This is a genomic window from Francisella frigiditurris (assembly GCF_001880225.1).
Lineage (GTDB): Bacteria > Pseudomonadota > Gammaproteobacteria > Francisellales > Francisellaceae > Francisella > Francisella frigiditurris.
On sequence record NZ_CP009654.1, the window covers coordinates 1,404,961 to 1,429,643 of the forward strand.

The window sequence follows — 24,683 nt, forward strand, 5'->3', positions numbered from 1 at the left end:
GAAAACTTATTATGAATAAGAAAAAACTTTTAATAGCTCTTACAACTGCTAGCTTAGCTATCAGCCTTACAGCTTGTAAAGGTGAAAATAATAGTCCCTCTGATGAGCCTACAGCTCCTGCCTCAGAAGTAACTACAAACAACACTACAACAAATAATAATAGCAATGCTAGCTATACTATAGGTTATGGTATTGGTAGTAATATGGCTAATGATCCTAACCTTGATGGTATTGATATTAATAATGATAAAGTTATACAAGGTTTCAGTGATGCATTAACTAATGCAAAACCTGCCGTATCAGAAGAAGCTATAGCTAGCAATTTAAAACAGTTAAGAGAAACAGTAACTGAAAAAATGAATGCTCAAAGCGTATCAAGTTTCTTAGAGAATAGAGATAGTATAGTTAGTTCTGATCTAACTCCAAAAACTGATAATAAAGGAGCTAAAATAGCTGTTTATGAATTCTTCGATTATCAATGTATGTATTGTGCTAAAGTTTATCCTGAACTTGAAAAACTTATGGATAAAAATCCAAATGTAGAATTTGTGTTTGTAGAATTCCCAATCTTTGGAGAAAGATCTCCAGCATCTGAGTACGCTGCTGAAGTTGGTTCTGCTATCTATAAACTTTATGGTGGTGCTACTTATGTTAAGTATCATGATGGAATATTTGCTACGGGTGAAGATGAAGGAAAATTAAAAGATTCTACAATCGATAAAGTAGCAAAAGATTCTGGTGCAGATATCGCAAAAGTAAAAGCAACTATTAAATCAGCAAAAATTGCAGAGCACTTAAAAGATGTATTAACTATAGGTAGCCAAAATTTAGGAATCCAAGGTACTCCTTACCTTGTAGTAGCTCCTATTGATAATGCTAATGAGTCTAATACGACTGTTATAGCTGGGTATACAAGTGCTGATAATATTCAACGTGCTATTGATGATGCATCATCTGGAGCTCAAGCTCAAACAGAGACGACTTATGATAATAGCTCAGCTAAAGACGAATCAGCAGCTCCTATAACTCAAGCTGATAATTCTGCTACTACAACTTCTGTTGCTAATGCTAATGAGTCTTCTGAAGCAACTTCAACTAATGCAGCATTAACAGATGCCGTATCAGCAGAACAAACTTCTAATAGTGGCTCATCTGTACAAGCTTAATTTCTCTACTTTTTCTTTTAGTCTAATTATATAAAATTCTGTTTGTTATTATATAACTCTGTTAATATTAATAGCCTATTTATATCTAAAATTTCTATTATTAATGACCATACGAAAAGGTAGTAAACTTTTAATCTTTGTCGCTGTTTTTTTTGCAGCTTTACCTCCATTTGCAACAGATACTTATATCCCAGCATTTGGAAAAATAGGTGAATATTTTAATATTCAACCAAGTATGGTAGCCACATCTGTATCAACATATTTCTTAGGATTCGCTCTAGGTATGCTTTTTTGGGGGGCTTTATCAGACCGTGTGGGACGAAAAAAAACTTTAATACTAGGTATGTTTTTATATATGTTAAGCTCTATTCTTTGCTCATTAAGTAGTACTTATGAAATGCTTCTTTATATGAGGTTTATTCAAGGGCTTGGCGACTCATCTGGGGCTATTGTAGCAATGGCAATAGTACGAGACTGTTATAGAGGTAAAAAATTAATTACAACCATGGCTACTCTAACTATGGTTTTTATGCTTGCACCTATAGTTTCACCAATGATAGGAAGTTTTATTATATACTCTACAGGTAAGTGGCAAGATATATTCCATTTTTTAACAATATATGGAATATTCTTATTTGGTTTATCATTCTTCTTACCAGAAACATTAAAAGAACATAAAAAAACATCTAGTTTACTCCATAATCTTAGAATTTATTTTAAACATATTAAAAACATTCCTTTCGTATTATGCTCTGTAGTTGCTGGTCTAAGTTTTAGTGCCCTTTTTAGTTTTATTAGTTCATCTTCAGTATTAATTATTGATTATTTTAAGCTTGGATACTTTATGTACTGTATCTTATTTGCTTTAAATATAGTTGGCATTATTTTTGTAAATTATTATATTAAAAAGAAAATAACTTTATATAATCAATATAAATTTATTTTTGTAGGTTATGGAATAGCTATTATTTCTTTAATCATTAACCTTATAATAGCTCAGCACTATAAAAATATTTATTTATTTGTCTTAATAAATACTATAGCTACTTCAGGATTTTCATTGATAAATGTAATTTCCACATCTAAAGCTTTAAATCAGCTTAAAGAAGGTTATGGCTCAGGAAATGCTGTTAGTAGTTTAATTAAGTTTTCTTTAGCTGGGTTTGCGAGCTTTATGATAAGTAGTTATACAAGCTCAAAACTAATGACAGAAGTCCCTACTCAACAGATTATATTCATATTAATAGCCTTAATTATATTTCTTATAGTTAAAAGAAAATTAAGATAAAAATTTATTTAAAAATTTTTCTTGGCATATGACAATAAGGCAAAGTTCCTTTTTTATTGTAATAATCCAAATGATAATCCTCAGCAACATAATAAGGTTTTACTTCTCTAATATTAGTAGCAACTTTATAACCCATATTAGTTAAATCTTGTTTAACTTTTTCAGCAATGCCCTTCTGCTCATCATTATAGTAAAATATTTCTGATTTATATTGTTCTCCAATATCAGGCCCCTGTCCATTAGTTTGCTCAAAATCATGTATTTCAAAGAAGTATTTTAAAATTTTTTCTAGAGATGATTTATTCTTATCAAAAATAACTCTCACTACTTCTAAATATCCTGTATCACCATTACAGACTTTTTTATAATCTGGATACGGTTCATCTCCTCCACAATAACCAGACTCCGCCAAAAGAACGCCATCTAATTTTTTTAGATAATATTCAACTCCCCAAAAGCACCCTGCTGCTACTAATATTTCTTCTGTTTCATCAAAGTTCTCAAAAGGCACAAAATCAACAGAAGCAGAATTTACACAGTAGCGTGTACTTAATTTAGTATAACCTTCACCATGAAAAATATGTCCTAAATGTCCATCACAACCATTACATAAAATTTCAGTTCTACGGCCATCAGCATCTGGTAATTCCTTAACATTATTAGCTATATGCTCATCATAACTTGGCCAGCCGCATGTGGAAGTAAATTTGCTACTTGCTTTGAACAATGGTAAACCACAATTTCTACAAAGATATGTTCCCTCAAGATCTGTATCATTATATCTACCTGTAAAAGGCTTTTCTGTTGCCTTATTAATTATTACTTCATACTCAAATGGGGTTAAACTTCTTGTCTTTAACATCTCTTATCTCTCAAAAGTTATATACTTTAGAACAGTCTACTATTAGTAAAATAAATTTACCAAATCATTTTATATAGATTTTTAAAGATTTAATTTATTAGCTAATAATATCTTTATCTGCGACTGCTAAATGTAAATAATGAAGATGTTTGTCATATTGGTTAATAACATCTGCTATAACCTGCTCTTTTGAATAACCCATAATGTCGTAATATTGTCCACCATGACTAAGAAATACTTCAACTCTATTATATTCACTTTCATCTTTTGACTGATATATTCTAAGCATTACTGTATAGATAAAATCATCCGTTTTTTCATTAAATATTGTTAAACTAATAGTCTCTTCTTCTACAAAAACTTCTGTATTTAAACCTGCTTGTTTCATTTTATCAGAAACTTCATATATAGCTTCGTTAACTACATTATGTAAAAATACTTCAGCTTCTTCTCTAGAAGGTTTGTCAATTATAGCTTTTAACCTATCTTGCCAAGAAGTATTTGCCTTAACATATTGCACTACAGTTGAGTGTGTTTCTATACTTCTAATTCTTAAATAATCCAATCTTAAACTCTTTATTAAAGATATACACATTAAAAAAAGTATAAACAATAAAGGAAAAGCACTAATAATAGTAGCCGATTGTAATGCATCTAACCCACCTGTTAAGAGTAGTGAAATTGCCAGTAGTCCAGTTAAAATTGACCATGCAATACGATGAAATACTATTGACTCTTTAGCATTTCCTGTTGCTAAAATATCTATAACTAAAGAACCACTATCCGCAGAAGTAACAAAAAAAGTAACCACTAAAAGAACTGCTAATATAGATGCAAAAGTAGAAAAAGGGAAAAATCTTAAAAACTCGAATAGTGCAACTGGCACATTATTTTGTGCAGCACTTACTAAACTTTCTCCAGAACTACTCATAGCTATATCTATAGATGAATTTCCAAAAACAGTCATCCATAAAAAAGTAAAGCCGGCAGGGATAAACAACACTCCAACTACAAACTCTCTTATAGATCTGCCTCTTGAAACTTTAGCAATAAACATCCCTACAAATGGTGACCATGCTATCCACCATCCCCAGTAAAATAATGTCCAGCTTTTTAACCACCCTTGACTATCTTTATTATACGCATATAAATTAAAAGTCTTATCAACTATAGTGCTTATGTAGTAACCTATATTTTGAAAATAATCTTTTACAAGATCCGTAGTATGACCAAAAAATAAGATAAACCCTAATAATATAAGAGCTAATACTATATTTACATTACTTAGAATTTTAATACCCTTATCTAATCCAAGACCAACAGAAATAGTAGCTAATGCAACTATAAATATAATATAAACAATTTGCATCTGAGTTGTATCTGGAGCTCCTATTAAAAAGCTTATTCCAGCACTAACCTGCATAGCACCAAAGCCTAATGACGTTGCAACCCCAAACAATGTACCTAATATAGCAAATACATCTACTGCATGACCTATTGGACCATAAATATGTTTTCCTAATATTGGATATAATATAGAACGAGGTAATAATGGAAGATCATGACGATAAGCAAAATATGCTAAAGATAATCCAACTACTGCATATACAGACCAAGCCTCAACTCCCCAATGGAAAAAAGTAATATCCATAGCTTCTTTTGCAGCTTGAAATTTATCACTAGTAGCATCTGGTGGAGCTAAAAAATGCTGTAATGGTTCGGCAACTCCATAAAACATCAAGCCTATTCCCATACCCGCTGCGAATAACATCGCAAACCAAGATAAGCTGCTATATTCAGGAAGTTCATGCTCTTGACCTAATTTAATATCTCCAAATCTACTAAACATTAAAAAAACACATAAGCAGACAAATATACTCATTGCTAATATGTATAACCAACCAAATTTCTCTAAGATTACGTTTTGTATTAATTCCATATACTTTGAAAATACAGTTGGACAAAGTATACCCAATAAAGAAAATATTATTGCTAAAACAATTGCTGGATAAAATACTGGCGCATAAGCACCTTTATTACGTTCCATATGTAAATTATTATTTTTATATAAATATTTAGTTTAGAACTAAAGTAACATAATAAAAATTAACTTGCAAAAATAAAAAATTAAGAGATATAAAGAGATTTATTTGTTAATTGACGTGGCTTTGCATTAGGATTTTCTATAAATGTAAATTTACTCATTTTATCCAAAGTCACATTCTTTAAACAATTATTTATATTCTCTTTATAACTATTTTTATCACAATATTCATTTGTAAATGTATATAGCTTCTTTATTCCTAAATCATTTTGCTTCGGCTCAATAAAGCTATATGCTGAATAATCTTTTATCGTCCATTTTCCATTATTTTCAGCTAATGTGAAACTCTTAAAACCCGGAGCATTTGTTATTACTGTTGTAAGAGAAGTTGTTGTATATTCACCAATATTAGTATTTTCATCAATAGGTAAAATTCTAACTTCATCAACGTGCGTATGACCATTGACTATACCTATCACAGTATTCTTATATTCCTTAATAATTTTTATAAACTCTTCTGTGTATTCTTTTGTCCATAGATTTTTATTATCATAAGAATCATTGCCTACCGGTATATGTGTTGCTATTAGCACACTATTGCCTTTATCTTTTGCTTTTTTTAATTGATTAGATAAAAACTCTAGCTCTTCTTTTGACTTTTTTTCACCACCTGTTCCATCATACTTTCTAGAAAATAAAACACTATTAAGATTTATAAGCTCTAACTTATCATCTAACATGGCTATATAGTATCCATCTATTGTATTTTCAGCCAACAAGCAAGGTTTTGGAACATCTGAAAAACAGTAATTAGTATGTGATATAAACCCGTCAAAATTATTATTTTTAGAAATTGTATATGGAGATAATCCTCTTATATTAAAATTTCCATAGTGAATAATATTGTCATTATTACCAAAAGTATAAAGAACTGGAATATTCGAAAATTTTTCATCAAATGATCTATAAATATATAATTCATTATCAACTACTGTTTCAATAGGATTATTTTCTCCTGGAGTTGGATGTTTAACCATGTCTCCAAGCATTAATATACTATTTGGCTTGGGAATTGATTTACCTAAGTCATTTGTTATTAAATTTATCATTTTATCAAATGTGTTCTTATCCAACTCATTTTCACGATTAAACTTAGCTGGATCTATAACCATTGGAGTTTTTTTATTTATATCTAAATGAATATCTGTAATAACTAAAAAGTTATATTCTTTATCAGATGCATAGCCAAATGTAATAATATTCAACAATATCGCTATGATTAATATTTTTTTCATTAGTTTATAACTACAAAATAAATTTATCGTTTCATTATATAGAATTTTTGAATTATTTTTATACTTTATAAATATCTGAGTTGTTATTAACAAAGTTGTTATTTTCAACAATAATTGATAAATTCAAAGTAACAATATCTAGTTTTGAGGTAACAAATATGAGCGATTGTAAAAAACATCATGGAAATCATGAACATACACATAAAGATGGATGTGGACATACTAAGGTAAAACATAATGACCATTATGATTATTTACATAATGGCTGCTTGCATCATGAACATAATGGACACTATGATGAACATAAAATAGATGTATCAGCAAAAAATCCAAATGAATGTAAGCCATTTAAAGATGAGTATTGTGAAGAGCATAAACATGGACCAGACTGTGGACATGAGACAGTTCCTCATGGTGATCATGTCGACTATATAGTAGATGGAAGATTACATCACCCTCATGGTGACCATTGTGATGATCATGGCCCTATAGAAATAGTTAAAAATAAAAAATAATCTTTTCTCCTATTTCCTTACATAAAAAACATCCAGATACCCATTACTATCATCATTATATTTTCAGTTAACGATAGAAATCCCAAGGGTACATTACTATTTCCACCTACGCATGCACATTTTAAATCACGCTTTTTAATATATACGGCATCATATACAGATACAGCTCCAATTGAGCCAATAATTATAGCTATGACTGCTACTAATGGAGTCAAGATTGTTGCAATTATACCAATACCCACAAAAGCTTCAGCAAAAGGATAAACATAAGCATAACGTAACCATTTTCTAGCCAATAAATCATAAGTTATAAATTGATTTAAAAACCTCTCAATATCTTGAAGTTTTAACATTGCTAAAATAGAGATACTAAAGCCCATAAACATTTTTATAACAAATATAAATGTTTCAGATAATACATAACTAATTGCTAAAGACATTAGAAATGCAATAGCAAAAACCGCTATAACTGGTACATAAGTCTTTTCTTTCTTAGGTTTAGCCACTCCAAAAAATTCTTGCAAATCATCATAGCCACCTATCCTTTTACCATCTATAAAAGTTTGTGGTGTAGTTTTTACCTTATATTTTTCTTTAAAAGAGTCTGTCTCTTCTCTAGTTTTTAGATGAATATCTTCAACTTGATAACCTTTACGCTTTAGAATATCTTTTGCTTTTATTCCATAAGGACAAATATGTTTATCTGTAACCATGCGATAAAGAGTCGCTTTTTTTATTTTATTAATATTAGTCATATAGCTCTCCTTTTTTATTTAAAATTTTACAAATCTCTTTAGCAACCTTACTCGGTAAAATCCCAATATAACCCCCAAGCTTTTTAGCTAATTTATCTCCAACTAAGCCATGTACATACACAGCTAATCTACTCGCGGATAAAGTATCTAAACCTTGGGCTAAAAATGAACCAATAATTCCAGATAATACATCTCCTTGTCCTGCTACTGCCATTCCTTGATTACCTGTTTGATTTATATATATTTCATTATCTTTACAAATCAGGCTACCAGCCCCTTTTAGTATTACCGTTGCATTATATTCCCTAGCTAGTTTCCTTATAGCTTCAAATCTATCATTTTGAACTTCTTGAGTACTACAATTAAGCAATCTTGCTGCCTCTGTAGGATGTGGAGTTATTATTTTATTTTCTAAATAGATAAATTTTTCTTTAAGCCCAACATTACTAGCAATTATATTAAGTGCATCAGCATCAAAAATGGTTGGCTGATTTAGATTCTCAATTAATATTTTTAAAATCTTTTGAGATTCTTCACAAGTTCCAAATCCTACTCCCACGACTAAAGCTGAAAAAGTATTTATATTTTTTGGAGGATTTTCTAGTAATTTAGTCATAAGCTCTGGTATAGACATATCGGGGCGGAAACTTTTGTCTAGAGAAATTAGAGAGACCTTTCCACAACCACTATATAAAGCACTTGTACCAGCCAGTTGTAATGCTCCATTCATTCCGACATTACCACCAATTATTGCTAAATTACCATAAGTGCCTTTATTGGTATTTTTCTTCTTTCTAAGAATATTATCTAAGTTTATATCTTCTATAATATTCCAGATAACTTTATATGGAGCTTTCGACAACTTTATATCTTTATTACTAATTAATTTAGCAACAGTAACTTTGCCTGCATAATCTAAACCATCAGCAGTATTTAATCCTTGCTTATCAGCTAAAAAAGTAATCGTATCATTAGCTTGTATTGCCTCACCATAGACTTTAGCATTAAAAGCCCCTAAACCACTTGGTACATCTATAGCTAAAATATATTTGGCAGTTTTATTTATAGTCTTTACCAACCCTAAAACTTCACCTTGTAAATCTCTATCTAGTCCAATACCAAATATCCCATCAATAACAGCATCATAATCATAGATATTAGGTAATTCTTTTAATGTATTTTTGAGCTTGGAAAACTTTTTATAATAGTTTTGATTATCTTTATTACCTTTTGAAAATATTCTATAGACATCAACATCATAATTTTCATTATGAAGCTTTATAGCTGCTGCAATTCCATCACTACCATTATTGCCACCCCCAACTATAAAAAGTAGTTTTGAGTTTTTAGGAAATTTTTTTACGATAAACTTTGTTATCTTTGATGATGCATAATCTATAAGGTTGATATCTTTAGAAATTGCATATTCTTCTATTTCTCGATTTTGTTTTTCTGTAAGAAAATACATAAAACTATAAAACTTAGACTGCTATAGATCTATAATAAAATAAATTTCTAAGCTTTTATATAAAGTCTTGGCAGATAAAAAATTAAGATAGAAACTTACCTGTTTCTAGAAAAGAAACTATCTTATTTAAAGTATCCGTATCATGATGAATTTTCGCATGGCTTTTATTTAAGATAACTCTATCATCACTATTTATAGCAAAAACCGACTCCACATCAACCAAACCATCATGATCTTTGCTTAAATACAGTCTAGCTAACAGATTAAATTTTGAATGCTTATTACCGGCTATCAATCCTACAGGAAACTTAGCAGCTACACTATTACAAATATCTAGATACTTATCAGTCACCTTAAGCTCTTTATTTGGTTTTAATATTCTAGAATAAAAAGGAATTCTATCTCCAAAGTCAGCTATCTTTGAACCTTTAAATGGTGTAGCTATAAATATACATTTATCAACATTTTCAAGTTGTAACTTATGTATAGTTTTACAAACTATTATGCCACCCATACTATGAGCTATAAATGTAATAGATTTTGTCTTAGGAAGATCTTGTATAATCTGGCAAAGCTTAGTAACTGCTTTCTCCATACTTACAAAAGTAGTTGGTAGGTCTATAGATATAATATAGTCATAATGTTGTTTAAAAAAACTTTCAATAGTACGCATATCTTTACTATTTTTAATAAATCCGTGCACTAGAACGATAACTTTTTCTTCTTTCATTTATTTAAATATTAAACCCATAGCCTTTACTATCTTTAGCAAGAATAATATTGGGCTCATCAAAAGTTACAAAATTACTATAATAATCTTTATTAACCCAATCTAAAACATCAAGATCTGCCATACTAATACCCTCTGCTAAAGCAAAACTCGCTGCAGCAACTATTCCTAAAGGTGATTCCATCATACAACCGATCATGCATGGGATATTATGTTCATTTGCTACTTTCTTAATTTTTCTAGCCTCTAAAATCCCACCTGTTTTAGCTAATTTAATATTTAGCATATTACAAGCCCTTTCCTCTATTAGCCTTATAGCATCAGCCTCACTAAAAACAGACTCATCTGCAAGAATAGGAATATTACTAAATTCTGTAATATTTTTCATAGCTTTATAATTATGATATTTAACTGGCTGCTCTACTAACTCAACATTTATACTATATTTATTTAATTCTTCTATAAATTGCCTAGATTGTTTTTCTGTCCAACCTTGATTTGCATCGAATCTAAATTTTATTTGTTTAGAAAACTCGCTATCTAAAAATCTTAACAACTCAATATCTCTATTAAAATCAGCGCCAACTTTTACCTTTATAGTAGAAAATCCTTTTTCTACTCCATTTGTAATGTTTTCTATAGTTTCTGAGACAGTGCCACAACTTATTGATACATCCGTTTCTAAAATATTATTACTTCCACCTAAGAGTTTTAGTACAGATATGCCCTTCTGCTTAGCTAATAAATCGTGATATGCTAAATCAATAGCCATTTTTGCACCAGTATTAAACATAGCTCTTGAAAAAGCTTTCCCTAAAACAGCCTCATAATCTTCTAAGTTTGTATTTAGAATAACTGGAGAAAACAACTCTGAAATAATAAACTGCATACCATGAAGAGTATCTCCAGTAATAGCTACTGTAGCAGGTGCCGCACCATAACCAATCATTCCATCATCTAAAGTAAGCTTAACTAATATAGTATCTATAACATTTGTACTTCTAACAGCTGTTACAAAAGTTCTATTTAATGGAATACTTATTATTGAGCAATTAATATCTATTATTTTTTTCATAATTAAAATCCTGATAGTATTTTAGCAACTACTAAACCACCTTCTGTCCCTATTGCAAAACCTAGTAATGACATTATTATAGCTATTGATATGAGGTTTTTCGCATAAGCACTAGCTAATATTGTTGATCCACCAATACCTCCTATATTTGCTAAAGAAGCTATTGAACATATTGATAAATTTAATCTAAATATCTTAGCTAAGATTAACATAAGTATCCCATGTACTGCTAATACTATGAAACCACATACTATATAAGTTGGAGCATCACTAAACCCTTTAAAACTAGATCCTGAAGCTATTAAGGCTATTAAAGAATATAAAAACATATTTGCTAATATATCATCTCCCTTAATCTTAGCTAATGGAGTCATAGCCATTATAAAACCAAATACTGTAACTATTAATATTCCCCATGTTGATGTAGAGATTAATGTTGTCTCTGGTAAATAATCTGCTAATTTATAAGATATACAACTAGCTGTAAATGCTACACCAATTAATATAAACATGCCTGCAAAATTAATGTGGTTTTCTTTTTCTTTAAAGTTTATTGAATTTACATGATCCTCAATATCAGAAGCCTTTACCCACTTATCAAAAACCTTAGATCTAGAAATCAATGCGAATAAGAAAGCAAACCATACTGTATAGCTTATAGAGTCTGTTAAAAGTATATAACTCATTTGTGTATCTGGAGTATTTAAAGCCTGCTTAACTGCAACCATATTGCCCATACCACCCATCCAGCTTCCTGATAATGCAGCAAATCCTTTCCATGCATCTAGTGCTATATACTTACCAACTAGTATATACATTACTATAAAGCCAATAATTATAGTTAATGAAGCTCCAAAGAATGCTATAAGCAATTTCCTACCAAGTTTAACTACTATTCTAATATCACAATTAATTAACATCAAAAATAACATTACAGGTAATATAGTATGCTGTAAACTTGATTTTGTTTGCTGTATTTCTGTAGATGTTGTATCCCACAATCCACATATAGATAAAATTACGATAATAAAATAAATTAATACTATTGCCGGTACATATTCAAAAAATCTACGCTTTGATTTCGCTGCTACATAAACAATAATACTAGAAATTAATAAAAGTGATGATATGTAACCTAAAGATGAACTTATCATATTGATTTTAATCTTCTGACAAAGAAATAATTATAATATAAAAAGATCAGATTATGTAATTGTTAAAAGCAATTGATGATTTAGAGAACTGAACTTTTTAGTAGCTTTTCTATAGTTGGTATTAACTCTCCTGGAGTTTTTTGTGGTGCAAATCTTTCTATCTGATTACCATCTCTACTTACTAAAAATTTAGTAAAATTCCACTTTATTTTTTCTGTACCTAAAATACCTTTAGCATTTTCTTTTAGGAATTTATAAATTGGTTCTACATCTTTTCCATTTACATTAGTTTTCTTCATAATTGGAAAAGTGACATTATAAGTAGTCGAGCAGAAGTTTTTTATTTCCTCATCAGACCCTGGCTCTTGCCCACCAAAAGAGTTACAAGGAAAACCTATTATCTCTAAGTCTTCATACTTTTGATACAGATCTTGTAAGCCTTCATACTGTTTAGTAAATCCACATTTACTAGCTACATTTACTATCAATAAAACCTTACCTTTAGGTAGTTCAAATGCTGATCCATCATTAGCTGTTAATTTAAAATCATAAATACTCATAAACTCTTCTCTATTTAAGACTTCTTTATTTTTGTAATTGTTTTGAATTACTTATTATTATATCAAAAATTTCATTAATCATATCTGGAGAAACTTTATTCTCTTCGGCTAGCTTTGTGTGAGCTTTTTTTAACTTTGCTTCCCTTTCAGGCACATATATAGGTAAATCATGCTGCTTCTTATAATCCCCAACTTTAATAGAAACATTATTTCTTTCAGCAATTAGCTTTATTATCTGACTATCAATATTATTTATTTGATCTCTATATGTATCTAAATTATCTGCATTAACTGCGGTCATAGAGAATGTTAATAATGATAATAATGTGATTTTTTTAGTTTTTATATTCATATATTTCCTAATAGCCTTTGTATTTAATAGTATTTTCTAATAACTCAAATATACATCTAGAAGATTTTGGTAATATCATAATGTCTCTTTCTTGCTACTACTTAGCTTTAAGATTAAAATCATACTAATACATAGTATAGTTACTTAAATGAAAAATAAAGATATTACACAGCCTGAGGAAAATATTTCAATACTTAAGCCAAAGATGTGGAAACTATTTAACTGGATGATATTTTGTTCTTTTATTATAGTATTCTTAGCTTATATAAATGCTATTTCTTTTATTATAGGTGTTATTTTTATAATATTTGTAGCTCTATTTATTAAATTAGTTTTAGTTAATAAACTTCCTCCAATTGATTTCAAAATATATCTAATTGTATTTGTCATTATGCTTATAGTTTGCGAATATAATCATTTACAAGTTGTTTACTATAAAACCTTCAAAATAGGTCGTCTTGATTATGATTCAATAATGGTAGATCCAGGTATTTTCGTAGCAGCACTTTCAAATATTGTATTTACTACTAAGACACAAGTTGCTCCAGATCTTTTCTTTAGAGAGGATTTCATACAATGGGTTGCTACAAAACTTAATAAATCCCCAGAAAAAGCATTGTTAACTATTCATGCAACTTTTTTTATGATTATTGGTTATTTAGTACCACTAATTATAAATATTTTTTACTCGATGTTATGTGGGGTTATAGCTGTTAGGGTAAAACAGTTTATTAGAAGAAATTAATCTAAATAATGACTACCAATACTACTCTCTCTTTTTAGAGCACTTTCAACTGTTAATTTTGCAATTGATACAAGTTTAAATAAGAAATTTAGCTTACTATCAAAACTAGTTACTGAAATATTTTTTTCTACCTTGTTATATATAGCATTTATTTCTTCCTGTGCTTCTAAAAGCTTTGCTTTTTTTCTAACCAAACCAACTTTATCCCACATAATTTGTTTTATTTCTTGCACATATTTAGAGATGTCAAAATTCATATTACAAAGCATTATCTCTTCATTTATATCAGAACTAGAATCATCTGAAGATAATGGTTTATCTATAATATCTTTAGAAGCTGCTAAAGCATAAACAATACATTCTAATAATGAATTACTAGCTAATCTATTAGCCCCATGCAATCCAGTGTATGAACACTCTCCTATAGCATATAATCCCTCTATAGCTGTTTGTGATTTGCCATTCACTTCTATTCCACCACAACTATAATGTGCTGCTGGTGCGATAGGAATTCTATCTTTTACAGGATTTATATTATTTTCTAATAATCTTTGATAAATAAATGGAAACCTATCTTCCCATTCAGTTTTATTCATATGTGTAGCATTTAAATAAATAGTATGACCTTTTTGCATATTTACATAAATCTGTCTAGCCACGATATCTCTTGGCGCTAAATCTTCTAACTTATGTATAGATTGCATGATTCTATAACCACTTTCTAATTCTAGCTTAGCGCCATTACCTCTGATTGCTTCAGATATTAAAAGTGGCTCACCATGCTTATCAAAGAAACATGTAGGATGAAACTGAGTAAACTCTAAATTCTTTAACTTACAACCAGCATCATGAGCCATTATCATCCCAGAGCCTATAAAAGCATAAGCATTAGTTGAATATTTATAAATTCCTGATGCTCCACCAGTAGCTAAAACTATATTTTTTGAAAATATTTTTAGTATAGCATTTCCATTATAAGCATAGATCCCAGCACACTTGTTGTCTTTTTTAAAAATTCTAAATGCAGAAGATTGTTTATAAACAGTAAGTTTCTCATGACCAACTATTTTTTCAAGGAGAGTTGTTTGTATAGCTTTTCCAGTATAGTCTTTTATATGTAGAACCCTACCTAGTGAATGCCCACCTTCTAAATGAAGGCTATACTTACCTTCCTCTCTATCGAAAACAACACCTTTTTTTTCTAACCACTTAATAGCCTTAAATGAGTTTCCTACTACATACTTCACACTATCAAGTTCTGCTGCATTTCCACTAGCAACCATAGTATCTTTAGTATGAAGATCTATAGAGTCTTTTTCTGAAACAACTGCAGCTATGCCACCTTGAGCATAAAAACTAGCTGATATTCCTATATCTTTATCACATAATAAAGCAACATCAAAACCTTGAGATAATAATTCTGTTGCTGTCGCTACTCCAGCCAATCCACTACCAACGATTACTACATCGTGTTTTTTTGTGATCATGATTAAAGTTCTATCTGCATAGAAAGATCTATTGCTTTTATATTTTTAGTAATAGCTCCTACTGAAATAAAATCAACCCCAGTTTTTGCTATATCAACAATAGTTTCTTCATCAACATTACCAGAAACTTCTAATAACACATTATTTTTAGCTAACTCAACGGCTTCTTCAATATTTTTTAAAGAAAAATTATCTAACATAACTATATCAGCTTTTGTAGCTATAGCTTGATCTAGCTCCTCAAAATTAGTTACTTCAACTTCAACCATTTTAGATTCATTCAACTTACGAGCTTTAGCTATAGCCTTTTCTATTCCTCCAGCAGATCTAATATGATTCTCTTTTATTAGATATGCATCAAAAAGACCAATTCTATGGTTATATCCTCCACCACATCTAACTGCATATTTCTGAGCCATACGGAATCCAGGAATAGTTTTTCTAGTATCTAAAAGTTTAGTTTTATAATTACTAATTAAGCTTTGTAATATAAAAGTTTCCGTAGCTGTTGCTGAAAGCATTTGTAAAAAATTTAAAGCACTTCTTTCAGCAGTTAATATACTTCTAGCATTTCCAGATAATTCAAAAATCTTACTGCCTGCAGCCACTTTACTACCATCTTTAAAATGCCAGTGTATTTTAATATTTGAATCAACTTGCTTTAAAACTTCATTTACAAAATCTTGTCCACAAAGAATCATATCACTTCTAGTTATACAAAAAGCTGAAGTATCTATATCTTCGACTAACTCCGCTGTAATGTCTCCACTGCCAATATCTTCTCTTAAAGCTATTTCTACACTTTCTTTTATGATGTTTACTGATACTTTTTCAACTTGGTTTTTATTAAGAATATTTTGAGACATTTCTATACCTCACTAAAGAATTAAAAATTGACCATTCTATCTAAAGGAATTAGAGCCTTTTGACGAATATCTTCATTTACAAAAATTTCATTTTTTTGATCTATTAGGCAAGCTTTTAAGTTTCTTAATTGATTTAATTTCATCCATGGACATTTAGCACAAGACTGACAAGTTGCTCCTCGTCCTGCTGTTGGTGCAGGAATAAACTCTTTTTTTGGTGATAGTTGTTTCATCTTATAAAATACACCAGTATCTGTAGCCACGATAAATCTATCATTTTCTAACTCTTGACTAGCTTTTATTAACTGTGCCGTAGAACCAACCACATCAGCTCTTTTTACAACCTCAGCTGGAGATTCTGGATGCACTAATACGGCTGCTTCTGGATAGTCTAATATAAGATTGTCTAATGCTTGTGCTTTAAACTCTTCATGAACAATACAACTGCCATCATAAAGAACCATATCCGCTCCAGTCTGCTCTTGTATCCAACCACCAAGATACTTATCAGGTCCCCAAAGAATTTTCTTTCCTTGTTTATGCAAATGTCCACATATTTCTAAAACATTAGAAGATGTAACAGTCCAATCTGCTAAAGCCTTTATATCAGCTGATGTATTTACATAAACCACAACGATTCTATCAGGGTATTTATCAATAAATTCTTTAAACTTCCCATTACTACAGCTTAGATCTAAAGAGCATTCAGCCTGTAGCATTGGCATAATCACTTTTTTATTAGGGCTTAAGATTTTAGCTGACTCACCCATAAATCTCACCCCTGCCACAACTAAAGTATTACTAGGGCTTTCTAAACCAAACTTAGCCATTGCTAATGAATCACCAACAAAACCACCTGTTTCTTCAGCAAGTTTTTGAATTTCTGCATCTACATAATAATGAGCTACTAAAGTAGCATTATTTTTTTTCAATAAATCTTTAATTTCTTGAATATATAAACTTTTATCTTCTTCGTTTATTAATTCATTTTTTAAGCTTTTTCTAGCTTCTTCTATTTTGCTTAAAATTAAATCTTGATTTAGCATTTAGCTCACCTTTATGATGTTTTATTAAGATTTTATACTTTGTATAAAATACTTAGTTAAACTATCTAAAGCTTCTTCGAAATTATCATTTATTATTTTCTGATTATATTCATCAGCATGTGAAATTTCATTTTCAGCTTGTTCCATACGATGTTTTATAACATCTTCAGAATCTGTATTTCTTTTAACTAGTCTACTTTTTAACTCTTCTAAAGAAGGAGGAAGTATAAATAAGCTCTTACATTGATCTTTATAAATTTCTCTAGCTTGTCTAGCACCCTGCCAGTCTATTTCTAATATTATATTTTTTCCTTGAGATAAAAGTCTGTCTATCTCATATTTTGATGTACCATAATAATTTTTAAAAACTTTGGCATATTCTATAAAACCATTTTGCCTAAGCATTTCTTCAAACTCAGCAACTGTAACAAAATAATATTCCTTACCATTTGTCTCGCCTAAACGAGGTTCTCTTGTAGTATGAGATGTAGCAACCACAAAATTATTTTTACCTGTTTTTGTTTCTAAAAAGGCTTTTAGTAAGGAACTTTTGCCAGCGCCAGATGGTGCGGAAACTATAAAGATATAGTTACTCATTTATAGAAATTATAATTAAATAGCTAGTTCGATAAATTATACAGGTTTAAAGCTTTAAATAGAATAGACAAGTTTGCAAAAGATTCTCTATTGAATTATTGATAGTAGCACAATCCACTAAGATTACCTGAGCGAACGTAGGTTAATTTAATACCCAAGTATGCTTTTTGATATTTAATATTTGTATTTTGAGATAAATTTGTTACAATTTTTTTGTTAAAAAACAAGGCGAGTAAAGCTAATGAGTCTATGAAAGAAGAATACTTTCCATGTGGTTTTGGAGACTGTACTTATAAATCCACAAAAAAGACTAATACTAGTTCTCATAGAGTCCATTGCCGTTTTAGACCTGAAAATATAGGCAAAGAATTCAAATGTAAATTTGGCTGTGGCTTTGAAAACAAAAGCCGGGCTAGTGTTGCTAATCATCATTTACATTGCCTTTTAAATCCTAAAGAGACAGGTATTTATAATTGTAAGTTTCAAGGATGTAGTTTTCAGGGCAAAGATAAGGATAGTATTACAACTCATCAAAAAAATTGTGAATTTAAACCTATAGAAAATTTAGAATGTAAGTTTAAATGTGGTTTTAAAGCTACCAACTTAACTAATAAAGCGACTCATCAAAGCTCCTGCAAATCTAATCCTGATAATATAGGCAAGGAATTCAAATGTAAATTTGACTGTGGCTTTAGCTCTACATCCAAAAATTCTCGTGATGCTCATAATTCTAGATGTAAAAGAAATCCTAATCATTTAAGTGTAAACAAACATTTAAGTGTAAACAAACATTTAAGTGTAAACAAACATTTAAGTGTAAACAAACATTTAAGTGTAAACGATCATTATTTTAAACAAAATTACTTTTTAGAAAAGAGTTCTACGAACAATTTTGAAAAACTTGCTAACAGTATAGCCACAATCAGTGAACAAGAATATTATGAACTAAAATTTCCAGATTTGACAGAATATGATATTAATTATGGATTATGTTTTGGATTATCTCATAATTATGGTGTAAACGCATTATTATCAGAAGGAAGTAATTTTAATAATTTTTATAAATTAATACAGGATATTCTAAGTTTAAATATTAATAGTTCTAATTACAAAGAAGTGTATATGTTTTTATTAAATATTTTGTATTTTCAAAATATATATATATCTAATAAAAATAATATATTTAAGTATAATAAAGTAAATTATAATCCTGCACATTTTCAAGAAAATATCAGTTTAACAAAAGAAATATATAAGACTGATATCGAATGTATTTATACATCTGTAATTGTACCAAAAAAAAATACCTCACATGTTTTTTTATATACAATTACTTTTAAACGAAAAAAATAATGTCTATTTAACAATATCTACATTTGAGCATATTGCATGTGTCTGTAAAAAAGACAATAATATTTATTTTTTTGGACAAAACAACTACTTTAATAATCTCGAAGTATACAACCAAAATATCAGTAACTATATTACCCCATTCCGTAATCATATACCTTTATACTCTAATAGCCAGCTAATTAAAGAGTTTGATATTGCAACATTAGAAGAGTTAAACAATACATACTTTACTATAAATATTTACTCTTTAGCAACAACAAGCATATATAAAGATGCATTAAGAAATCATAAAACTAATCCTTATTCATATTTATATGATGAATTTATTAACTTATTAAATACAAAAATATATGCTTTAAATATTAGCGAATATTCACACATTATTTTTACTGTATTAATGTCACCAAGATTAGTTAATCATAATATAAAAGATATTTTAAAAAAAATATATAATTGTAAATATGAAAATCAATGTATTAAAGAATGTAAAAATGGAATTTTTTATTTATTATATTCTTACTCTAGAATAGGGTTATTAGAAACTTTCTTAGAATTTGCCTGTGATGACATAAAAGAATCAATTCTTTCAACAAAGAAAATAGAAAATGAATATAACTTTCAATATTACTGTGAACAAAATAAACTCTCTGACTTAAAAAAAACAATCAATAAGTCTCTCACCACTTATTCTGTAAGATGTAAATAGGTTTAGAATATTTACTATAAAATGAGTTGTTATTATCAATATAATATTAATTTATATGTTTTATTTTTCAATAGATATAACCTCAGTTCAAAATTATTTCATATTTAAATACTTGTAGTTATTGATTTTAATTGGACTTATAATAAATTGAGCCAAAGTAGCCATAAGATGAGTAAAAGCATTGTTTATAGATCTGTGCCATAAGGTTAGATTATTTTTGAGATAATCAAAAATAATCTCAATGATAGATCTCTTAGCAGTCTATGAACTTTTTTCATATTCTTTTTTAAAGCGGTTATAAGCTTTAAGCCTTGTTTCTCAAATAGTTGAGCTTTATCTTTAGAGATATAACCTCTATCACCAAATACCAATCCTTTAAGCCCCTTGCATAATTTAGTCAAGAAACTCCTATCATCTTTATTTCCTGGGCTAATATTGATACTAATAATTTCACCAATATAATTAAGCTTGAAACCAAAGAACCATCCAGTACTAGTCTTACCTTTAGCCGCTAAACTCTTAAATACTTTATATCTATACTCTCTTAGATTATGACAAACTAGTAATTTAGTAGCATCTATAAAATATAAATCTGTATGTTTACCATGGTTACTTGATATGAATGCTATTAAAGGTAACATTGCTATATCTATTAGTTCTACAAAACGATTATAAGAGGAAGATGTAGGAAAATAATATTTCCAGTAAATCTTTATAAGCTCAACATAGTAAGTTTTAAAATCTTTATATCTAACAGCTTGATACATAATCAAAATAGTCATTATTTCACTTAAAAATAAACTTGGTTTTAAACCAACCTTTTTCTTTTTGTAATCAATTGACTTGCTTTGTAATTATTTATGATAAATAATACAAAAGTCGTCTATACTGCAAAAGGTTAAGATAAATTGATCTATCATTATTGTCAGAATTTAAAGATTTTTTGCTTATTTTAACCTAAAAATACTCCCTAACCTTTAATTTACAATACTTTAATTCCGAACTGAGGTTAGATATAGCAACCCCTCTCAGTGAAGCCAAAATATTAAACTATTTTAAATGATGGAGGGGTATTAGATGAAAACATAACATATACTCTCAACGTTCAAAATTATAAATTAAATTTATATTTGGCGTATTTATATATTCATATAGATACTTATGATCTCCTTGTTTTATACTAAATATAAAATATTCTTTTTGATCTAAAATTGACTTAGTTGCATCTGTACATTAGCAAACCATATAAAACCCATCTTAGTTAATTTAGGAAGTAACCTTTTAGCTGCTGCATTAATTCGGCAGTCTTGTTTTTCTGTACCATCATCATTTAATGTCTTCTAGCATTATAGGTAATATGTACTTTTGATCAGGATGACATATTATTGCTTGTAGTTCACTATGTCTATAATCTTATCATATTACCTTTCTTATATGATTTGGTTAAACAGCATTAGCAGCTAATTTTAGACGATCAATAATATTTGTTGTGTGCTACAAGATACTTATTGTTATGCTAATTCTTTCGATCTTTATAAATAACCTTTGTATACTGCTCTAAAAAGAGTCTAGATCAATATTAGAAAAGGGGCCGTCCTAGATAACTAAGTTATGTTAGGATGGTTTTGATGAGAAGAAGTAGGTTAAGTTCATACAAACAAGACAAGTTAATAGAGTTATTTATAGCAGGAAGTACGGCACGAACTACATCAGAATTAGTATCAGTAAACAAAGACTACAGCCAGCTATTATTTTCATAGATTAAGATTACTTATTTATCAAAACAGTGAGCATTTAGAAATGTTTGCTGGAGAAATTGAAGTAGATGAAAGTTACTTTGGAGGAGCTCGTAAAGGAAAACGAGGTAGAGGAGCTAGTGGCAAAATTCCTGTATTTGGTTTACTTAAACGTAATGGGAGGTATACACAGTAATTATTCCAGATGCTAAGAGTGATACTTTACTCTACCTACCAATAATTAGAGAAAAGGTTAAGCCTGATAGTATCGTTTACACAGATACCTTTAGAAGCTATAATGCGCTAGATGTATCTGAGTTTAAACATTACAGAATTAATCATAGTAAGTTATTTGCTAAAAAGCATAATCATATAAATGGTATAGAGAATTTCTGGAATCAAGCAAAGAGACATTTAAGAAAATTCAATGGTATTCCTAGAGAACATTTTCTTGTTTTTGAAAGAGTGTGAGTGGAGGTTTAACCACAGTGACTCTAAGGAGCAGCTAAAGCTAATTAGACACTGGGTTAGAGAGAGTTTAAAGTAAACTTATCTAGGACAGCCCCTTAGAAATCTTTAAAAATCTCCATTGATGGCTAGCTTAAATGTTTCTTAATTTTTAGCAACTATATAAAACAATTTAGTAAATTCAGTAACATTATCTCTAGAATCTAATTATTTTGATATCCTTTTATAGAAATTCTTTGCGAAAAGATTCCCCTTGAATTATTGATATCACTACTCACTTAGATTAACTGACAAAAGAGATTCGATTAATTAATTTGTGAAATATTTAATTTTTTACCCGCAACCCAAATTTTCTTTAAGTGATTTATAACTTTAGGAGGCAAATTTGCTGGTAAATCTACTAATGTATGGTCTTTTTGAATAGATATATTACAAATATATTTACTATCTATACCACCTTCATTAGCTATTGCACCAACTATATTTCTAGGTGCAATATCATTATCACGTCCAACATCTACTCTATAAGTACTCAAGTTGATATCAGATGGAACTCTAGATTTTCTAGGTTTTCTATCTTGTTTTGACTCAAATCTAGAGTTATTTTCTCCTCTATCTCTTGGTTTTCTTTCTCTTGGAGATCTTTCTTTTTCTTGCTTAGCCTGTATTTCTCTTGGGAAGAATGTCTTATTACCTTGAGCAATTAAAGTCAATGCTGCTAAAAGAGTTTCAGTTTCTAAACCAGTTTCTTCTTTAATTTCTAAAATAGCATCTCTATATTTTTCTAAGCTAGTATTTTTTTCGACAGCGCCTAATACTCTAGCCTTAAATTTTTCTATTCTACCAGCAGAAAGTTCCTGAGCTGTAGGCATAAATATTTCTTCAAGCTTTGAACGGGTTGCTCTTTCAACTACTCTTAAAAAGCCCATCTCTTTTAATGGAACTAGTGCGATAGATACTCCATCACGGCCTGCTCTACCAGTTCTGCCTATTCTATGAACATATGAGTCTGTATCATTTGGCATATCATAGTTTATTACATGACTAATTCTTTCTAAGTCTATACCTCTAGCAACTACATCTGTAGCAACTAATATGCTAGAATTACCATTCTTAAACTGTTCAATTATGTATTCTCTTTGATTTTGTTGCATATCACCATTTATAGCCGCAACTTTATATCCTAAAGCTTTCAAATTATCTGCAACTTCTATAGTACTTGTTTTAGTCTTAACAAATATGATTACTCCATCAGTTTCTTCTGTTTCAAGAATCCTATCAAGTGCATCTATTTTCTTAAAGCCTTTAATAACTATAAATTTTTGTGTAATTGTATTAGCAGTTTCTGTCTTAGACTTAACTTGAATTTTACAAGGATTTCTAAGGTGTTCTTTTATAATATTTGCAATATCAGATGGAATTGTAGCTGAAAATAATAATCTTTGACAACTGTCATCTATATGACTTAATACCCATTTAACATCGTCAATAAAGCCCATTCTTAACATTTCATCAGCTTCATCTAAAACTAGTGTTTTTAAACCTTCTAGTTTAAGTGTTCCTTTCTTTATATGGTCCATAACTCTGCCAGCAGTACCAACTACTACTTGCACGCCTTCTTTTAAAGCTCTTATTTGGCCACCATACTCTTGACCACCATATATAGATACAACTTCTAAATTTGGAATTCTTTTTGAGAATGCTTCAAACTGCTCTGCTACTTGAATAGCTAATTCTCTAGTAGGAGCTAGTACTAATACTTGCGGCAACCTACTATTTGAACTTAAATCCATATTATTAATAAGAGGTAATGCAAAAGCTGCTGTCTTACCCGTACCCGTTTGTGCCTGACCCAATACATCTCTACCTGATAAAACATAAGGTATTGCATATTGTTGAATTGGCGTTGGGTTTTCATAACCCAATGACTTAACTGTAGATATAATATCTTCATTCAATCCTAATGATTGAAAATCTTTTTTAATTTCAGAATCCATTTATTATTTAACCTAAAAAATATAAGTGAGAAATAAAACTTTTGATAAGTTTTATTTGATTATCCGCGAGAAGTAACTTCTAATAGATGATATCCAAACTGTGTTTTAACTGGTCCATGAACAACATTAAGTTCATCATTGAATACAACTTTATCAAATTCAGGAACCATTTGACCTTGAGAAAAAGTACCTAAATCACCACCTCTTGCTCCAGATGGGCATAAAGAGTGTTTTTTTGCAGCTTCTTCAAATGAAACTTTACCATCAATAATATCTTGTTTAATTTTTTTACATTCTTCTTCAGACTGAACTAACAAGTGTCTTGCAGATGCTTTCATACTACTATTCCTCATTATTGTTTATTACACAATTATAAATTATCAAAGCAAGAATACATTATTTATAAAATATATACAAA

Annotated in this window: 22 protein-coding genes and 2 pseudogenes; 7 read left to right on the forward strand and 17 right to left on the reverse strand. The window is 29.4% G+C overall.

Annotation, left to right across the window (positions count from 1 at the left end):
- Positions 1-11 precede the first annotated feature (11 nt).
- Both KX01_RS06995 and KX01_RS07000 read left to right on the forward strand, forming a co-directional pair.
- Positions 12-1,166, forward strand: a complete 1,155-nt coding sequence (locus KX01_RS06995) for a DsbA family protein (protein WP_071664307.1) — start codon at positions 12-14, stop codon at positions 1,164-1,166.
- A 103-nt stretch (positions 1,167-1,269) separates the two neighbouring features.
- On the forward strand, positions 1,270-2,454 hold the full coding sequence (locus tag KX01_RS07000) for a multidrug effflux MFS transporter (protein ID WP_071664308.1): 1,185 nt from the start codon (positions 1,270-1,272) through the stop codon (positions 2,452-2,454).
- 4 nt (positions 2,455-2,458) lie between these two features.
- Here KX01_RS07000 and KX01_RS07005 read toward each other — a convergent pair whose 3' ends face one another.
- The 3 genes from KX01_RS07005 to KX01_RS07015 all read right to left on the reverse strand — a co-directional run bounded on the left by KX01_RS07005 (position 2,459) and on the right by KX01_RS07015 (position 6,655).
- Positions 2,459-3,316: a bifunctional methionine sulfoxide reductase B/A protein gene (locus KX01_RS07005; RefSeq protein WP_071664309.1), complete on the reverse strand. Its 858-nt coding sequence runs from the start codon at positions 3,314-3,316 to the stop codon at positions 2,459-2,461.
- Positions 3,317-3,413: 97 nt separating this feature from the next.
- The gene (locus KX01_RS07010; RefSeq protein WP_071664310.1) at positions 3,414-5,363 is read right to left on the reverse strand and encodes a BCCT family transporter; all 1,950 of its coding nucleotides are present in this window, start codon (positions 5,361-5,363) and stop codon (positions 3,414-3,416) included.
- An 80-nt stretch (positions 5,364-5,443) separates the two neighbouring features.
- Entirely contained in the window at positions 5,444-6,655 is a 1,212-nt protein-coding gene (locus KX01_RS07015) for a metallophosphoesterase (RefSeq protein ID WP_071664311.1), read from the reverse strand.
- Positions 6,656-6,813: 158 nt separating this feature from the next.
- Between KX01_RS07015 and KX01_RS07020 the strand changes: the two genes are divergently transcribed.
- The gene (locus tag KX01_RS07020) at positions 6,814-7,170 is read left to right on the forward strand and encodes a hypothetical protein (protein ID WP_071664312.1); all 357 of its coding nucleotides are present in this window, start codon (positions 6,814-6,816) and stop codon (positions 7,168-7,170) included.
- 17 nt (positions 7,171-7,187) lie between these two features.
- Here the strand turns inward: KX01_RS07020 and KX01_RS07025 are convergent, their stop codons facing one another.
- From KX01_RS07025 to KX01_RS07055, 7 genes are all read right to left on the reverse strand, one after another.
- Positions 7,188-7,916, reverse strand: a complete 729-nt coding sequence (locus KX01_RS07025; protein WP_071664775.1) for a MauE/DoxX family redox-associated membrane protein — start codon at positions 7,914-7,916, stop codon at positions 7,188-7,190.
- A 1-nt stretch (position 7,917) separates the two neighbouring features.
- Positions 7,918-9,393, reverse strand: coding sequence for a bifunctional ADP-dependent NAD(P)H-hydrate dehydratase/NAD(P)H-hydrate epimerase (locus KX01_RS07030; protein ID WP_071664313.1), 1,476 nt, complete (start codon positions 9,391-9,393; stop codon positions 7,918-7,920).
- A gap of 82 nt (positions 9,394-9,475) precedes the next feature.
- On the reverse strand, positions 9,476-10,123 hold the full coding sequence (locus KX01_RS07035) for an alpha/beta hydrolase (RefSeq protein ID WP_071664314.1): 648 nt from the start codon (positions 10,121-10,123) through the stop codon (positions 9,476-9,478).
- A 4-nt stretch (positions 10,124-10,127) separates the two neighbouring features.
- Complete coding sequence (locus tag KX01_RS07040) at positions 10,128-11,198, reverse strand: dipeptide epimerase (RefSeq protein ID WP_071664315.1); 1,071 nt, start codon at positions 11,196-11,198, stop codon at positions 10,128-10,130.
- Positions 11,199-11,200: 2 nt separating this feature from the next.
- Positions 11,201-12,352, reverse strand: coding sequence for a DUF819 family protein (locus KX01_RS07045; protein ID WP_071664316.1), 1,152 nt, complete (start codon positions 12,350-12,352; stop codon positions 11,201-11,203).
- Positions 12,353-12,432: 80 nt separating this feature from the next.
- The gene (locus KX01_RS07050) at positions 12,433-12,912 is read right to left on the reverse strand and encodes a glutathione peroxidase (protein ID WP_071664317.1); all 480 of its coding nucleotides are present in this window, start codon (positions 12,910-12,912) and stop codon (positions 12,433-12,435) included.
- 25 nt (positions 12,913-12,937) lie between these two features.
- Positions 12,938-13,264 carry a chorismate mutase gene (locus tag KX01_RS07055; protein WP_071664318.1) on the reverse strand — a complete coding sequence of 109 codons (327 nt, stop codon included), beginning with the start codon at positions 13,262-13,264 and terminating at the stop codon, positions 12,938-12,940.
- Positions 13,265-13,412: 148 nt separating this feature from the next.
- Here KX01_RS07055 and KX01_RS07060 point away from each other — a divergent pair, with 148 nt between their 5' ends.
- Positions 13,413-14,009 (forward strand): hypothetical protein, encoded by a 597-nt coding sequence (locus tag KX01_RS07060; RefSeq protein ID WP_071664319.1) that lies wholly within the window; start codon positions 13,413-13,415, stop codon positions 14,007-14,009.
- Here the strand turns inward: KX01_RS07060 and nadB are convergent.
- From nadB to gmk, 4 genes are read right to left on the reverse strand one after another with little or no spacing between them, the layout of a single operon-like run.
- Positions 14,006-15,496, reverse strand: a complete 1,491-nt coding sequence (nadB, locus tag KX01_RS07065) for an L-aspartate oxidase (RefSeq protein ID WP_071664320.1) — start codon at positions 15,494-15,496, stop codon at positions 14,006-14,008. The two genes, KX01_RS07060 and nadB, sit on opposite strands and share 4 nt — an antisense overlap.
- A 2-nt stretch (positions 15,497-15,498) precedes the next feature.
- Entirely contained in the window at positions 15,499-16,362 is an 864-nt protein-coding gene (nadC, locus tag KX01_RS07070; protein WP_071664321.1) for a carboxylating nicotinate-nucleotide diphosphorylase, read from the reverse strand.
- Positions 16,363-16,382: 20 nt separating this feature from the next.
- The gene (gene nadA, locus KX01_RS07075) at positions 16,383-17,408 is read right to left on the reverse strand and encodes a quinolinate synthase NadA (RefSeq protein WP_071664322.1); all 1,026 of its coding nucleotides are present in this window, start codon (positions 17,406-17,408) and stop codon (positions 16,383-16,385) included.
- A gap of 24 nt (positions 17,409-17,432) precedes the next feature.
- Positions 17,433-18,005 (reverse strand): guanylate kinase, encoded by a 573-nt coding sequence (gene gmk / locus KX01_RS07080; RefSeq protein WP_071664323.1) that lies wholly within the window; start codon positions 18,003-18,005, stop codon positions 17,433-17,435.
- A gap of 249 nt (positions 18,006-18,254) precedes the next feature.
- Between gmk and KX01_RS07085 the strand changes: the two genes are divergently transcribed.
- Both KX01_RS07085 and KX01_RS07090 read left to right on the forward strand, forming a co-directional pair.
- Complete coding sequence (locus KX01_RS07085; protein WP_071664324.1) at positions 18,255-19,358, forward strand: hypothetical protein; 1,104 nt, start codon at positions 18,255-18,257, stop codon at positions 19,356-19,358.
- Positions 19,318-20,064 carry a hypothetical protein gene (locus KX01_RS07090; RefSeq protein ID WP_071664325.1) on the forward strand — a complete coding sequence of 249 codons (747 nt, stop codon included), beginning with the start codon at positions 19,318-19,320 and terminating at the stop codon, positions 20,062-20,064. The genes KX01_RS07085 and KX01_RS07090 overlap by 41 nt, the downstream gene beginning before the upstream one ends.
- A gap of 93 nt (positions 20,065-20,157) precedes the next feature.
- Here the strand turns inward: KX01_RS07090 and KX01_RS07095 are convergent.
- Positions 20,158-20,984 (reverse strand): annotated as a pseudogene (locus tag KX01_RS07095) (IS982 family transposase).
- Between the two features lie 708 nt (positions 20,985-21,692).
- On the opposite strand from KX01_RS07095, the pseudogene KX01_RS09315 reads away from it, so the two are divergent.
- A pseudogene (locus KX01_RS09315) lies at positions 21,693-22,347 on the forward strand (IS1595 family transposase).
- A gap of 226 nt (positions 22,348-22,573) precedes the next feature.
- Here the strand turns inward: KX01_RS09315 and KX01_RS07110 are convergent.
- Both KX01_RS07110 and KX01_RS07115 read right to left on the reverse strand, forming a co-directional pair.
- Positions 22,574-24,265, reverse strand: coding sequence for a DEAD/DEAH box helicase (locus KX01_RS07110; RefSeq protein ID WP_071664326.1), 1,692 nt, complete (start codon positions 24,263-24,265; stop codon positions 22,574-22,576).
- A gap of 59 nt (positions 24,266-24,324) precedes the next feature.
- A complete protein-coding gene (locus KX01_RS07115) occupies positions 24,325-24,603 on the reverse strand; it encodes a peptidylprolyl isomerase (protein ID WP_071664327.1) in 279 nt (92 codons plus the stop codon).
- Positions 24,604-24,683: the final 80 nt, after the last annotated feature.